Here is a 15,358-nt window from a genome sequence, read left to right on the forward strand (position 1 = left end):
CACAAAATGCCCCGTCATAGCCCGCCAGGTTTAGGCTTTTCCAAACTGGCACACCCTTTGCAATTGGCTGTTCTGACCGTTTGCCAGACATGGCGGTCTCAAGAACGACAAAGGGGAACTCGATGAATTCGGAATTCAATCGTCGTCGTTTTCTGCAGGGAGCAGCCGGCGCAGCCGCTGCTGCCGGATTGATGCAGATAAATCCCGACTTCTTTATCTCTTCGGCCTACGCGCAGTCCGGCAAGGCCATGACCTTCCTGTCGGCCGAGAACATCACCGGCAATTGGGATCCGACGGCCCACACGACTCTGTCCCAGAAGAACATCGAAGGCTTCGTCATGGGCTTCCTGACGCGGACGCCGATGAAGATCGAGAGCCCCGGCGACGTCGTCTACGAGCTTGCCACCGAGATCAAGCTGCTCGACCCGAACCGCCTGCAGATCAAGCTTCGCGAAGGCATCACCTTCCACGATGGAAAGCCGTTCAAGGCGGAGGACGTCAAGGCAACGTTCGAGTACGGCTCGCGGACCGACCGCCCGGCCCAGTGGTATCCGGGGCCGACCGAGACGCTGACGATCGAGACGCCGGACGATTACACGGTCATCGTCGACACGTCGAAGGGCGGCTATCCCGCGCACCTCTTCATCTTCCTCGCCTCCTACCTTCCGATGATGTCGGCCAAGGATATCGCGGGCGGCCCGGGCGGCCCGCTGTCCCAGCGTCTGAACGGCACCGGTCCGTTCAAGTTCGTGGCGCAGCGCGGCAACGACACGGTGCTCGAAGCCAATGATGGCTACTTCAAGGGCAAGCCGGGCATTCCGGGCATCAACTTCACCTTCACAGGCGATTCCACCACGCGCCTGCTTTCGCTGATGAACGGCCAGGCGTCGATCGTCGAGCGGCTGGAGCCGGAACAGGTCGATTCCATCAAGGACAATCCCGCGATCTACATCAATCAGGTCGTCTCGGTGGAAAACAAGTATCTCTGGTTCCGCTGCTCCAAGCCCCCGTTCAACGATGAGCGCGTTCGCATGGCCGCCTGCCACGCGATCGATCGCGACATGATCATGGAGCTGATGGGAACGGCCGGCCACGCCTCGTCAAACTACGTCTCGCCGGTCAAGTTCGGCTATATCGACCTGCCGAACTACCCGAAATACGACCCGGAGAAGAGCCAGGCCCTGCTCGCCGAGGCCGGTTTCCCGAACGGCAAGGGCTTGCCTCCGCTCGAATACATTACCTCGGTCGGCTTCTATCCGAAGACCAAGGAATATGGCGAGATGATCACGTCGATGCTCCAGGAGCAGGGGTTCCCCGTAACCCTTACCGTCCTGGAGCCGGCGGCCTGGAACGAGCGGCTCTATCATCGCCCCGGCGGCGGCCCCGGCCATATGGTCGATTGCGGCTGGTCGACCGGATCGCCGGAACCCGACCTGGTTCTGCGCGCGCATTTCCATTCCACCTCGCACCGCATCTGCGGCATCGAGGACAAGGAGATCGATGCGAGCCTCGACAAGGAGCGCAGCGCGCCGACGCTCGAGGCGCGCCAGCAGATCCTCCAGAACGAGACCATGCCGCTCATCGCTTCGAAGGTGCCGTCGCTCTCGCTGTTCACCTCCGTGATGATCCACGCCATGCAGAAGGAATTCCAGGGCCTCTACATCTATCCGGACGGATCGATCGACGCCTCGAAGTCCGCCGCCTGACCCGTGATCGGCCGCGCGCCGCTGCCTTAGAGGCGGCGTGCGGCCTCTCCAGAGCCCCTGACGCGGAGTCGATGGAATGTTCGCCGTCAATTTTCTGATGCGACGCCTGATGCAGGGCGTCGTCATCATCTTCCTTGTGTCGCTGCTGATCTTCACGCTCTTGCGGGTCGTCCCGGGTGATCCGGTGCGCCTCATGGCGGGCGGAATGGCGCCCGAAGCGCTGATCGAGAAGATCGCCACTGATATGGGGCTGCGTGACCCCATCCTCGTGCAGTTCGGACGCTATATGGGCGGCGTCGTCCATGGCGACCTCGGGCAATCCTTCGTTCGCCCGGCCAATGGCGCGGCGACGGGCGGCGCGACCTTCAACGACAGCACCCGCGGCGAACGGGCCAAAGTCTTCGACCTGATCTTCGAGGCGCTTCCCATGACGCTGCAGCTCGCGGCGGTCACGCTGGTGATCGCGCTGATCTTCTCGGCGATCGTCGGCATCGGCGGAGGACTGGCGATCGGCCGCTGGCCTGACAAGGTGGCGTTCTACGTCTCCTCGATCTTCATATCGCTCCCCAATTTCTGGCTGGGGATCGTGCTGGCTTTGCTGTTCTCCGTCAAACTCGGCTGGCTGCCGGCGATCGGCTATCAGGGCTTTGGCTACACGATCCTGCCGGCAATCGTCCTGGCGGTCGAACTCTCGCCGGTGCTGATCCGCACGCTCGTCAGTTCCGTGTCGACCCAGATGATGGAACCCTATGTGTCGGTCGGTCGCGTCCGCGGCCTCAGCCGTCCGAGGATCATCGCCAACCACGCGATCCGCAACGCTTCCGTTCCCTTGCTCAATCTGCTCGGCGTGCAGTTCTCGAGCCTTCTCGGCGGGGTGATCATCGTCGAATACATCTTCGACTATCCCGGCCTCGGCCTGCTCACCATCAATGCCGTGCTGCAGCGCGATTTCCCGCTCATTCAAGGCATCGCGATCGTCACCAGCGCGATCTTCGTCCTCATCAACATCATCGTCGATCTCGCCGCGACGACCATCGATCCGAGGCTCGAATACTGATGACCCTCACCTCGACCGCAGATATTCAGATCGTCAAGCAGACCGCCTCCAAATCCATCTCCCGGCGAATTCTCGATCGCGCAGCGTCGACACCCGGGTTCCGGATCGGACTTGCCATATTCGTGATCCTGGTCATCGCTGCCGCGCTCTATCCGGACTTGAGCGGCATTGATCCGACCAAGATGGATGTCCGCTCAAGACTTCTCCCGCCTCTCTTCCTGGGCGACAAATGGAGCTGGGCGCATCCGCTCGGCACCGACCAGATCGGCCGGGATATGCTCGTGCGCTCGCTGGTCGGCCTGCGCTATTCCTTCCTGATCGGCGTGGCGTCCGTTTTCGTGACGCTGACCATCGGCTGCGCGCTCGGTACGGTCGCCGGCTATTTCGGCGGCCGGACGGACATGCTGATCATGCGGCTGACCGACGCCCAGTTGTCCATTCCCATGATCATCCTGGCGATCGCCGTGCTCGGGGTGTCGCGCCCGACCATTCCCGCCATCATCCTGGTTCTCGGTCTGTCGAACTGGCCGGTCTATGCCCGCATCATGCGCAGCATCATGATGACGGAGCGCCAGCGCGAATATGTGCGGGCGGCCAAGCTCGGCGGATCGACGGATCTGCGCGTTATCCTGACGCTTCTCGTGCCGCTTCTGCTTCCCCCGGTCGTATTCACCTCGGTGCTCGACGTCGCGCGCATGATGATCTTCGAGTCGACGCTCGGCTTCCTCGGGCTCGGCGTGCAACCGCCGACGCCGACCTTCGGAAACATCATCGCCGATGGCCGAAAGTACCTGCTGAATGCCTGGTGGATCGCCACCATGCCCGGCGTCTTTCTCGGTCTTACGCTCACCAGCATAAATCTCGTCGGCGCATCGCTGGAGCGGGCGCGCAACACGATCCACGGAGGTTCCGAGTGATGAACCCGCCGCTTCTCGAACTGAAGAATCTCACCGTATCGGCCGGCCGAAACGAGAAGGCGCGGATCATCCTGAATGACGTGTCCCTGACGCTGGCTCCGCGGGAAATCGTCGGCGTGGTGGGGGCGAGCGGCGCCGGCAAGACGGTGCTGTCCAAGGCGGTCGTCAACTGGCTGGAACCGCCGCTCGCCCTCAGCTCGGGCGCCGTGCTCTTCGAAGGCAAGGACATCTACGATCTCAACGAGAGCGAGATGCTTACGCTCCGCCGGCGCGTCGCCTATGTCGGCGCGAACCCGATGGGCGCGCTCGACCCGACCCTGCCTGTCGGCACGCAGATCGTCGAGAAGCTGCGCGCCGTCGTTCCGGGCACGTCGCGGGAGGAGGCGAAAAAGCGCGCCATCGAACTGCTGGAAGCCGTGCGCATCCCGTCGGCGCGGAGCCGCTTCCTCGATTATCCCTCGCAGTTCTCGGGCGGCATGATGCAGCGCGCCCTGATCGTCGACGCGCTCGTCACCAATCCCGCGCTTCTCGTCGCTGACAACGTCACCCAGCCCCTCGACGTGACGGTGGCGGCGCAGGTCATCCGGCTGATGAAGGAGCTGACCGAGAGCTTCGACACCGCCGTCCTTTTCGTGACCTCGTCTCTTCCCGTCGCGCGGGAGGCCTGCGGGCGGATCCTCGTGATGGATGAGGGACGTATCGTCGAGGAGCAGGAAACGGAGCGCCTCATCGTCGCGCCGGCCTCTGCCTACACGCGGGAACTGGTCGCCCAGACCCCGAAGATCTGGATCGAGAAGACCGAATTGCCGCGCCTCAACGAGAAGCGCGACGTGGTCCTGAGCCTTCGCGACGCCTCGCAGATCTACAAGGTCAAGAAGAAGACCGGCCTCGGCGGCTTCAACCAGGTGCGCGCCGTCCGCGACGTCACCTTTGATATAAGGCGCGGCGACAGTTTCGCGATCGTCGGCGAGTCCGGTTGCGGCAAGTCGACCCTGATGCGGCTTCTCAGTCGGCTCGAATTGCCGAGCTCCGGCCAGGTGCTGTGCGGGGGCGAGGATATCGCGACCCTTTCCGGCAAGTCGCTTCTGTCGTTCCGCAAGAAGCTGCAGATGGTGCTGCAGGATCCGTTCGGCTCGCTCCCGCCCCGGACCTCGATCGGCAAGATGCTGGAAGGGCCGCTGCGCACTCATGGCTGGAATGACAGCGCTAGGATTCGCCAGCGCGTGCTCAAGGTCATGGGCGAGGTGGGTCTGCCGGACCAGCTCTACGAGGAACTGCCGCTTGGCCTGAGCGCCGGCCAGCGCCAGCGGGTCAACGTGGCTCGTGCGCTGGTTCTGGAGCCGGAAATCCTCATCATGGACGAGACGCTTTCGGCGCTCGACCAGACGGAGCAGTTCAAGCTTCTCGACCTCTTCCAGAAGCTGCAGAAGGAATACGATCTCACCTACATCTTCATCTCGCATGACCTCGCCATGGTTCGAAAGGTCTGCAACCGGGTTGCCGTGATGTATCTGGGCGAGGTCTTCGAGCTTGCCGACAATGAACGGCTGTTCTTCGATCCCGGCCACCCCTACACGATGGCGCTACTCAGCGCGATGCCGACACTCGAGACGCGGCGCTACTGGCCGGAAGATTGCCTGCTGGAAGGCGAGCCGCCAAGCCCGATCAACATCCCCGCCGGGTGCAGCTTCAAGTCGCGCTGTCCGCGCGCCATCGAGGAATGCGGCAGCGTGCACCCGATCCTGACCGTTCGCGGCAGCCAGGACTTCGCCGCCTGCCATCTCGTTGAAGTGCCAACGAGCCATCCAAATGTCGTTGCCAGAAATATAGCGCCGGTCTGACGATGGCTATGACCCCCGCAGGGGCCGGGGATTGGTTTCAATACAAGGTAATACTTATGAGTTTTACGGAACATCGTCTCAATATTATTCTGGAAGAGCTGAAGCAGAAGCAGCGCGTCTATGTGAACGAGCTCGTGACGCAGCTTGGCGTCAGCCAGGAATCGATAAGACGTGACCTCAGGGAGTTGGAGCTTCGGGGGTATGCCCGACGTCTCTATGGCGGGGCGGTGATCAACCAGCAGGAAAGCGATCAGCCATTCGCCGATCGTCTGCGCGTCGGAGCCAGGGAGAAGGCCAGGATCGGCGAGGCGGCGGCCGCGCTCGTGGAAGACGGCATGAAGGTGTTCATCGACACGGGCACGACGACGCTTGCATGCCTGAAACATCTGGAGACCCGCAAGGACATCACGGTCGTGAGCAATTCGCTCGCGATCGCCGCGCATTTCTTCAATTTCCCGCAGGCGGGGGTCCGCGTTCTGGGCGGACGGATGCGACCCGAATATCAGGCGACCTACGGTCACGAGACCGTCGCGGCGATGAAGGAGCACTTCTTCGATCTCGCGATCATCGCCATCTGCGCCGTCCATATCGAGCGCGGCTTCATGGATTTCGGCGAGGACGAAGCCGTCCTTCGCCGCATCGCGCAAGCGCAATCGAAGCGATCCGTCATCGTCGCCGACAGCTCGAAGTTCGGCCGGCTGGGCTCGATCCATACCCTCGGGCTCGACGAGGTCGACGCCGTCGTGACGAGCGGCGTGATCGCCAAGGAATTCTCGGACCAATTCAACCAATCGAACGTGGAAATCATCCATGCATGACGTCTCTTCTTCCTCCCAAGCCCCGATCGACGCCGAACGCCTCCAGGAAATGATGGAGGCGGTTTCGACCTTCGGCGGCGGCCCCGACGGCTCGATGACGCGCCTTACGCTCAGCCAGGAAGACGGCATGGCGCGGGACTGGCTCGGCCGGTGGTTTTCCGCCAACGGCTTCGAGCAGGCCATCGACGCCATCGGCAACCAGTTCGGCAAGATGACGCTTGCGGGCGCCAACGCCCCTGTTGTCATGGTCGGCTCGCATATCGACAGCCAGCCGAACGGCGGCCGTTTCGACGGTGCCTTTGGCGTCGTCGCTGCCTGCGAGGCGATCCTCGCGGTCTCGGAGCGCCTGAAGGCGGAAAACCGGCTTTCGGCCTGCAATTTCCAGGTCGTGAACTGGACGAACGAGGAGGGCGCGCGCTTCCAGCCCAGCCTTCTCGGCAGCAGCGTCTTCGCCGGCGCCGCCGAACTCGACTGGGCGCTCGATCGCCGGGATGGCGACGGCATCTCGGTGCGCGAGTCGCTCGACGCGATCGGCTATGCCGGCACGGACAAGGTGGCCATTCCCGACGCCCTGATCGAACTGCATGTCGAGGGCAATTCGACGCTCGAGGATGCCGGCGAGCGGTTCGGCATCTTCACCGGCTTCTGGGGCGCCACCAAATATCGCCTCGCGTTTCTCGGGCTGCAGGCACACACCGGCCCGACGCCCATGGCGATCCGCAAGGATGCCCTGCTCGCCGCGGCCTATCTCATCGGCGACCTCAAGCAGATCGCGGGCGAGCATGGTCTCGACCTGCATACCTCGGTCGGCCGCCTCGAAGTCTATCCCAATTCGCCGAACGTCGTGCCGGCGGAGGCGGTGCTCTTCATCGAGCTGCGCTCCGGTTCGCCGGAAATCCTCGCGGAAGCCGAACGAAAGCTGAAGGTCCGGATTGACGAGGCGGCGCTGAAGGCGGGCGTCGGCTTCGAGGTCCGCTCAATCGATCGCCGCAAGGCCGGGACGTTCGCGCGCGGCCTGATCGAGCTCGCGGAGAGGGCCGCCGCCGGTCGCGGCGAGACGGCCCGGCATCTCGCGACCATCGGCGGCCATGACGCCGTCGCCATGTCGGGCGTCTGTCCGTCCGTGGTGATCGCTGTCCCGAGCCGGGATGGCGTCATCCATCATCCGACCGAATACACCTCGCCGGAGGACCAGGCGTTCGGAACGCAGCTTCTCGCGGACATGCTCTACCGGATCGCTTGCGAAGGGCTCCAGGAAGTCGAGCGCAGCGAGGCTGTCGCATGAAAGCCCTGGGGTCTCCCGAGGATGCTCTGGAGGCGCGCGCGGAGCAGGCGCTTGCCGCCTTCTCCGTCGTCGACACAGGCGCGGCGACATACGAGCCGGCGATGCCGGCTGTAGCGTCGCCCTCCTATCACGCCGTCGAATCCCGGACCTTCACCGTGGCTCGGGCCGGCGCGGAGGCGACGCATTTCCTCCGTCTCGGGCTTGAGGAAGTTGCCGATCTGGTGGACGGCGAGATGGCCTTAGCCGCAGCGAGGCGCCTTCATGCGCTGGGGTTCTCGCCCGAGGTAATAGGCCACGATCCCGGGACGGGCAGCATGCTCTTTGCCCGGCTGGGCGATGGTTGGCGGGCGGCCAGGATCGACGACCTCATTCCCGAGGCGCGGGTGACCCGCCTGATCGCGATGCAGAAGGCGATCGGCCAGGGAAAGCCCTTCGGTCGCCCATGGTCCGTCTTCGACGGCGTCGGGCAGCTCCGGCAGATCCTCGGCGACGAGGTCGACTTGCCGGATGACGTCGACTGGATGCTCGCCTGGATGGGGTCGATCCGGGAGGCGATCGAGGCCTCAGGCGTGGATCTCAAGCCGGCGCATGGCGACCCGCATTCTTCCAACGTCATGCTTGGCCCCGACGGCGCGATGCAACTCGTCGATTTCGACATGGCCGGAGACGTCGACCCCTACTACCAGCTCGGCGCGCAGATGAACGAACTCTACCAGTTCGACAGCCAGATGAAGCCGTTGCTCGAAATGCATGACGGCGCGTTCTCGGAAAGGGCCTTCAACCGTTGCCGCGCCTATGCGGCGGCCGACGATCTCTACTGGGCGCTGCGCAGTCTCGTGCTCGAATTGCGCTCGCCGCGGCGCGGCGTCGAATTCCTGAAATATGCCGGCTGGCGCTTCCTGCGCTGCCGGATGCTGCTGGGTCACCCGGACTTCGAAGGGCGGCTGCGCACTCTCTGAACGCACCGATAAACCGGAACGAACGACATGAACGAAGTGGGAATGGCCAGGTCCGATGCCGAGCGCGCGGTCGAGGCTGCCATCGTCCAGGTGGAAGCCTGGAAAGGGCGCCGCCTGCGATACAGTCCGGTCTCCGGGGGCATCAGCAACACGAATTTCCGTATCGAGGTCGAAGGCGACGACCTTGGCTATTTCCTGAAGATACCCGGTCGTGGCACGGAAATGTTCATCGACCGCAAGGCCGCCGCCGCTGCGAGCAAACAGGCAGAGGCCATCGGAGTGGGCCCGCGAACCTTCGACTATCTCGACCATTTCGGCATCGAGATCGCCGAATTCATCGACGGCCGCCGGCCCTCGACGCACCACGATTTTGCCGACCCGGCGATCCGCAACGAGGCGGTCCGTATCTATCGTCAGTTCCACGCGGCTCCTGCGCTGCCGTTGACGAAGACCGTCTTCGACATGATCGAGGAGCACTATGCGCAGGTTCGCGAACTGGGCGGCTACTGGCCGCTCGACCATGGCTGGCTCTATCGATCCTACCGACAGGCGCGCGAGGCGCTGGAGGCCTCGGGCCTGGATCTCGTGCCATGCTTCAACGATCCCATGCCGGGAAATTTCCTGATCGGCGAAGACAAGACGATCAAGCTGATCGATTTCGAATACGCCTCGAACAACGAACGTCTCTACGATCTGGCGATCTGGAGCAGCGAAGTCTTCTACTCCGAAGACGTCGAGCGCGCTGTCATCGAGGAATATTTCGGTCGCTACGACAAGGGCCTGCACGCCCGTCTCATAGTCCACAAGGCGCTCGCGGACATCAAGTGGAGCACCTGGTCGATGGTCCAGAACCGGATCTCGACGCTGGATTTCGATTTCTACAAATACGGAATCTGGAAGCACATGCGCGCCCGCTCGATCATTGGCGATCCCCGCTGGCCGCTGTTCCTGAAAGCACTGTAATGCCTGACGTCGATATCAGCCCGGCGGAAGCCGATACCTATGCCGCGTTCGCGGCCGAGCTTGCCGACGCGGCGCGGCCACTGGCCCTTTCTTACTTTCGCACGCCGCTCGAAATCATCTCGAAGCTCGATGAAAGCCCGGTGACGATCGCGGACCGGACGATCGAAAAGCATTTGCGGGAGAGGATCGAGGCACGCTTTCCCGAACACGGCATCTACGGCGAAGAGATGGGCGTGAAGGAAGGCAATGCCTTCACCTGGGTTCTCGATCCGATCGACGGGACGAAGAGCTTCATTACCGGGTTTCCGCTGTTCGGCACGCTGGTCTCGCTAACCCATGACAGCAAGCCTTTCTGCGGGCTGATCGACATACCGGCGACCGGCGAGCGATGGGAGGGCGGTCCGCGAGGGACAGCTTTCGCAGGCGCGGTCGCGCGCACGAGCGGCTGCGAAGCCCTCGCCGACGCCCGTTTCTATACGACCTCGCCCGACATGTTTTCAGGCGACGAAATCGAGCTTTACAGCGCCCTCTCGGCCGCGGCGCGAATGCGCCGTTTCGGCGGAGATTGCTATATCTACGGCCTGCTGGCGTCCGGACATTGCGATCTCGTCCTCGAGACGGCTCTTCAGCCTTACGACTACATGGCCCTGGTGCCGGTCGTGCGGGGCGCCGGCGGTTGCATCACGGATTGGGAAGGAAACGCGCTTTCCATTCATTCGGAAGGCCGGGTGCTGGCTTCGGCGTCACGGCGGCTTCACGACGAAGCGCTAAGCTTCCTCAACCGGTGATCCTGTCCCATGGCCTATCAGACGACGATCGAGCAGACGGTCTTCCGTTTCGACGACCTGAAGCAGTTGATGGCGAAGGCGACGCCGGAGCGGTCGGGCGACCAGTTGGCCGGCGTCGCGGCGGACGGTCCGGTCGAGCGGCTGGCGGCGCAGATGGCGCTGGCCGATCTGCCGCTGAAGGCGTTTCTGGCCGAGGAACTGATCCCGTCCGAGGAGGACGAGGTGTCGCGGCTGATTGCCGAGCAGCATGACGCCGAGGCGTTTTCGCCCATCGCCTCGCTCACAGTAGGCGAATTCCGCGAATGGCTGTTGAAGCCCGAAACCGGGCAGGGGCAGCTGGCAGCCGTCGCCTTCGGGTTGACGCCGGAAATGGTCGCCGCCGTCTCCAAGATCATGCGGGTGCAGGACCTGATCTCGGTCGCCTCCAAGCGCGAGGTCGTGACACGCTTTCGCTCGACGATCGGGCTCAGGGGCCGGCTGTCGACCCGCAACCAGCCGAACCATCCGACCGACGATACCTTCGGGATCGCCGCTTCCGCCATCGACGGGTTGCTGATGGGATCGGGCGACGCGGTGATCGGCGTCAATCCGGCGACCGATGCGACGGAGGACTACATCCGCATCGTCACGCTGCTCGACGAGTTGCGCGCGCGGCTGGCGATCCCGACCCAGACCTGTTGCCTGGGCCATGTGACGACGGCGATCCGGGCGATCGAGAAAGGCGCGCCCGTCGATCTCGTCTTCCAGTCGATCGCAGGCTCGCAGAAGGCCAATGACGGGTTCGGGGTCAGTCTCGCCATTTTGGGGGAGGCACATGAGGCCGTGCGCTCGCTCAAGCGCGGGGCGCCGGATGCCAATCTCATGTATTTCGAGACGGGGCAGGGGGCGGCGCTCTCCGCCGACGCGCATTTCGGCATCGACCAGCAGACGATGGAAGTGCGCGCCTACGCGGTGGCGCGGCAGTTCGCACCGCTGCTCGTCAATACCGTCGTCGGCTTCATCGGGCCGGAATATCTGTTCAATGGCAAGCAGATCATCCGCGCCGGGCTGGAGGATCACTTCTGCGCCAAGCTGATGGGCCTGCCGATGGGTGTCGATGTTTGTTACACCAACCATGCGGATGCCGATCAGGAAGACATGGACATGCTGCTGACGCTTCTCTGCGCGGCGAACGTCAACTTCGTCATCACCGTGCCCGGCTCCGACGACATCATGCTGAACTACCAGTCCCTGTCGCATCACGACGCCGTCTATTGCCGCGAGACGCTCAACCGGCCGCCGGCACCGGAATTTGAGCGGTGGCTGCGGGAGGTCGGACTGATCGATCCGAACGGCGTGCTGGTGGACGGGCCGGCCCGCCTGACGAGCCAGATCTCCGCGCTCCGGCTGCTCGAAGCATGAGAGGGCTGAGGGTGCGATGAGCACGCTGGATATCACCGCAGATATGGCCGTGCCGACGCCGGCCGAGGCGCCGGCCGCGAGCGAGCGCGGCCTCGATCTGAAGGCGATGACGGATGCGCGGGTGGCGCTCGGGCGTTTCGGCGCCGGCTTGCCGACGAAGGCGCAGCTCGCCTTCCTGCTCGACCATGCCCGCGCCCGCGAAGCCGTCTGGACGGCGGCCGACCGCCAGGGGCTAGGAGCGCGCATCCAGGCGCTGGGGCTCGATGCGGTCGAGGTCGAGAGCCTGGCCGAGGAACGCAGCGTCTATATCCGCCGGCCCGATCTCGGGCGTCGGCTTTCGGAACGCTCGCAGCAGATTTTGAAGGCCGCGAACGCCCAGCATGGCGCTGCGGATGTGGTGATCGTCGTTGCGGACGGATTGTCGTCCAGTGCCGTTGAGATCAACGCGGTGCCGCTCATCGAGGCATTGTCGGGTTTGTTCCCGCAGAAGGGCCTGTCGCTCGGCCCTATCGTGCTGGCGAGCCAGGCCCGCGTCGCGCTGGGCGATCCGGTCGGCGAGGCGCTCGCCGCCAGGGTCTCCGTCATCCTGATCGGCGAGCGGCCCGGCCTCTCGGCGGCGGACAGCCTCGGGGCCTACATCACCTATGGTCCGAAGAGCGGCACGCCGGATTCGCGGCGCAACTGCGTTTCCAACATCCGTGACGGCGGCATGGCGATCCCCCTCGCCGCCGATGCGATCGCCGCGCTGGTGCGCAACATGCTCGCCACCGGCATCAGCGGTGTCGGACTGAAGGATGCGGCGTCCAGGCTCGCCTCGTTTTAACGGCGAATGACGGCCCGTCGCGATTGTAACGAGCCGCCCGACACGTAGGCCGCAGTTCACATTGTGAGACAGGATCGGCTGCGGCCTCGGCGCGAGACTTTTCTCGCGCGGCGGCCCATGCAACAACTTTGTCCCAGGCGGGCACAAGCTGCCTTTGGGGGATAGACCGGAACCTTTGGGATTTTGGGTGCGGCAGCGAATGCGTTGCCGGCCGACGGGCGAGCTTTGCCCGGCTTCCCTGGCGAGTTGCAGATAGAACGGACATGAGATGATCAGCGAACATTTGAGAACCAACGCCGTCTGGCCGGTCATGCTGACGCCGATGACGTGGAGCGGCGCGATTGACTGGGACGGCGTGGATCGCCTGACCGACTGGTATATCGACGCGGGTTGCCGCGGCCTCTTCACCAACTGCCGCTCGAGCGAGGTCGAGTTCCTGACGGCGGAGGAGCGCGTCGAGCTGGCTGCCCGGGTGGTGAAGCGCACCAATGGCCGCGCCGCCGTTATTGCGACGGGCACGTTCGGCGCGTCGCCGGAAGAAGAAATCATCTCGATCAAGCAGATCGCCGATGTGGGCGCCGACGCCGTTTGCCTGCTCACCAACCATCTGGGACCGCAGGGTGCGTCCGAAGCGCAGTGGAGCGGAAATCTGAAGCGCATCGTCGACGGAACCGGCGATATCCCGCTCGGTTTCTACGAGTGCCCGACTCCCTGGAAACGCCTCGTCCCGACGACGGTCTACGAATGGGCCGCCAATTCCGGCCGCTTCGTCTTCCATAAGGACGTCAGCCATTCCGTGCCGGACATGAAGGCCAAGCTCGATGTCTCGCGTGGCACGCCGATGCGGTTCTACAATGGACAGATCTCCTCGGTGATCGAATCCATGCAGATGGGTGGCTCGGGCCATTCCGGCTATGCCTCGACCCTTGCGCCGGAGCTGCTGGTCTGGCTCTGCGCCAACGGCACCCGCGACGACGAGCAGACACGGCTTGTCCAGCGTCTCCTGACCGTGTTCGAGCGCATGATCAACGTGAAGTATCCGAGCTCGCTCAAGCAGTTGTTGAATGAAACCGACCGCGTGCGCATGACCCCGTTCAGCCGCATGACGGGCGCGGAGCCGCTCGGCGCTCACGAGTTCGATCCGCTTCTCAATATGGTCGACCTCATTAAGAGCCTGAACATCCAGACTCAGTGATGAAGGAAGCCCGGCGGCGGGCGCCACCCGCCGCCGGGCTGTCGTTCGCGATCAATGACAACAAGCAGGAGGAAGCCGCCCATGATGATGTTCAAGCTACCGAAGTCCCGGCAATCCCTGCCACGTCGCGCCACGCTCGCCTTTGCCCTGTTGGGAATGATGACGGCGGGCAGCTCCGCCGAAACCCTGACGCTGGCGGTCGCGCTCGACAACGGCTCCTTCGACCCGGCCATCGTCGAGAACGGACCGAGGGCCCAGTACTGGTCGGCCGTCTATGACACGCTGCTGCTGATGCGGCCCGACGGCTCCATCACGGGGAACCTGGCCGAGAGCTATGAGTACAGCAAGGACAACACGGTCCTGACCCTGAAGCTGCGGCCGGGCGTGAAGTTCACGGATGGAACGCCGTTCAACGCCGCCGCGGTCAAGGCCAATGTCGAGCATCTGCGCGGGGGAAGCGGCCAGAACAGCTTCATGGTCGGCTCGGTCACCGATATCGTGATCGTGGACGATCTTACGGTCGAGCTGCATCTCGGCGCCGCCAATCCGGCCCAGCTCACCTACCTCACGATGGCCGGCGGCGTCATGGGCAGTCCGGCTGCCCTGGGCAAAGAGGAGATCATCTCCGTTCCCGTCGGCTCGGGGCCCTATGTGCTGGACACAGGCAATTCCGCGCGGGGCGCGCGATATACCTTTGTGCGGAACCCCGACTACTGGAACCGGGACGCCTTTCCCTATGATGAGGTCGTTCTGATCCCCATGGGCGAGATTACCGCCCGGATGAACGCCTTGCGCTCCGGTCAGGTCAATGGCGCGCAGGGCACGGCCCAGACCGCGGCCGAGGCCGAGTCTTCGGGTCTTGTCGTCAATCGCACGCCGATCGACCGGCATGGCCTGATCCTCGCCGATCGCAACGGCGTGCTCGTGCCTGCCCTGGCCGACGTGCGGGTGCGGCAGGCGATCAACTATGCCATCGACGGCGAGGGCCTGCTTGCCGCCATCCAGCGCAAACTGGGCCATCACTCGACGCAGGTATTCCAGCTGAACAGCGCCGCCTATCTGCCCGAGCTCGACAAGCGCTATCCCTTCGACCCGGACAAGGCGCGTGCGCTGCTGGCCGAGGCCGGCTATGCGAACGGCTTCGAGTTGAAGTTGCCCGAGAACCCGACCGTTGCCGCGAACCCGATCATCGCCCAGCAACTGGCCGACGTCGGGATCCGGGTCGTGTGGGACAAGGTCGTCTCGGAGAACTACGTCACGGAAGCGCAGTCCAAGCGCTATGGCGCCTTCTGGATGTCGCTGAGCACGGGCAATCCGTGGTGGGATGCCACCAAGCAGATTTCCGCCGCAGGCCCGTGGAACCCCTTCGACAGTTCCACTCCGGAGCTCGATGCACTGCTCGCCCAGGCCCGCAGCGCCAGCGGGGCGGACTATGACGCCCTGATGCAGAAGATCAACACCTACGTGACCGAAAATGCCTGGTTCAACATCTGGTACCAGGCCGACGCGGTCTATTTCTCCTCACCCGACGTGACGGTCACCATGCACCCTCAGAACGTCGTTCCCTATATCCGCGACTTCGCGCCGGCGCGTTAGTTCCCAGCG

13 protein-coding genes are annotated in these 15,358 nt (G+C 63.9%); all 13 read left to right on the plus strand.

Features of this window, described 5'->3' with window-relative positions; genetic code table 11:
• Positions 1–122 precede the first annotated feature (122 nt).
• The 13 genes from AC6HZP_RS07050 to AC6HZP_RS07110 all read left to right on the plus strand — a co-directional run bounded on the left by AC6HZP_RS07050 (position 123) and on the right by AC6HZP_RS07110 (position 15,349).
• Positions 123–1,706, plus strand: a complete 1,584-nt coding sequence (locus AC6HZP_RS07050; RefSeq protein ID WP_497525979.1) for an ABC transporter substrate-binding protein — start codon at positions 123–125, stop codon at positions 1,704–1,706.
• Positions 1,707–1,782: 76 nt separating this feature from the next.
• Positions 1,783–2,763: an ABC transporter permease gene (locus AC6HZP_RS07055; RefSeq protein ID WP_497525980.1), complete on the plus strand. Its 981-nt coding sequence runs from the start codon at positions 1,783–1,785 to the stop codon at positions 2,761–2,763.
• Positions 2,763–3,680, plus strand: coding sequence for an ABC transporter permease (locus AC6HZP_RS07060; protein WP_497525981.1), 918 nt, complete (start codon positions 2,763–2,765; stop codon positions 3,678–3,680). Before AC6HZP_RS07055 ends, AC6HZP_RS07060 begins: the two co-directional genes overlap by 1 nt.
• The gene (locus AC6HZP_RS07065; RefSeq protein ID WP_497525982.1) at positions 3,680–5,521 is read left to right on the plus strand and encodes an ABC transporter ATP-binding protein; all 1,842 of its coding nucleotides are present in this window, start codon (positions 3,680–3,682) and stop codon (positions 5,519–5,521) included. The genes AC6HZP_RS07060 and AC6HZP_RS07065 overlap by 1 nt, the downstream gene beginning before the upstream one ends.
• Positions 5,522–5,523: 2 nt before the next feature.
• Entirely contained in the window at positions 5,524–6,339 is an 816-nt protein-coding gene (locus tag AC6HZP_RS07070; protein WP_497525983.1) for a DeoR/GlpR family DNA-binding transcription regulator, read from the plus strand.
• Complete coding sequence (locus tag AC6HZP_RS07075) at positions 6,332–7,624, plus strand: Zn-dependent hydrolase (protein WP_497525984.1); 1,293 nt, start codon at positions 6,332–6,334, stop codon at positions 7,622–7,624. Before AC6HZP_RS07070 ends, AC6HZP_RS07075 begins: the two co-directional genes overlap by 8 nt.
• Positions 7,621–8,583 (plus strand): phosphotransferase, encoded by a 963-nt coding sequence (locus AC6HZP_RS07080; protein WP_497525985.1) that lies wholly within the window; start codon positions 7,621–7,623, stop codon positions 8,581–8,583. Before AC6HZP_RS07075 ends, AC6HZP_RS07080 begins: the two co-directional genes overlap by 4 nt.
• A gap of 27 nt (positions 8,584–8,610) precedes the next feature.
• Positions 8,611–9,546 carry a phosphotransferase gene (locus tag AC6HZP_RS07085; protein WP_497525986.1) on the plus strand — a complete coding sequence of 312 codons (936 nt, stop codon included), beginning with the start codon at positions 8,611–8,613 and terminating at the stop codon, positions 9,544–9,546.
• The gene (locus AC6HZP_RS07090; RefSeq protein WP_497525987.1) at positions 9,546–10,334 is read left to right on the plus strand and encodes an inositol monophosphatase family protein; all 789 of its coding nucleotides are present in this window, start codon (positions 9,546–9,548) and stop codon (positions 10,332–10,334) included. Before AC6HZP_RS07085 ends, AC6HZP_RS07090 begins: the two co-directional genes overlap by 1 nt.
• Before the next feature lie 9 nt (positions 10,335–10,343).
• On the plus strand, positions 10,344–11,735 hold the full coding sequence (locus AC6HZP_RS07095) for an ethanolamine ammonia-lyase subunit EutB (RefSeq protein WP_497525988.1): 1,392 nt from the start codon (positions 10,344–10,346) through the stop codon (positions 11,733–11,735).
• A gap of 16 nt (positions 11,736–11,751) precedes the next feature.
• Positions 11,752–12,558, plus strand: a complete 807-nt coding sequence (gene eutC, locus AC6HZP_RS07100; protein ID WP_497525989.1) for an ethanolamine ammonia-lyase subunit EutC — start codon at positions 11,752–11,754, stop codon at positions 12,556–12,558.
• 268 nt (positions 12,559–12,826) lie between these two features.
• Complete coding sequence (locus AC6HZP_RS07105; protein WP_497525990.1) at positions 12,827–13,753, plus strand: dihydrodipicolinate synthase family protein; 927 nt, start codon at positions 12,827–12,829, stop codon at positions 13,751–13,753.
• 81 nt (positions 13,754–13,834) lie between these two features.
• A complete protein-coding gene (locus tag AC6HZP_RS07110; protein ID WP_497525991.1) occupies positions 13,835–15,349 on the plus strand; it encodes an ABC transporter substrate-binding protein in 1,515 nt (504 codons plus the stop codon).
• The last annotated feature ends 9 nt before the right edge of the window (positions 15,350–15,358 follow it).

The organism is Kaistia sp. SLG-1 (genome assembly GCF_059699055.1).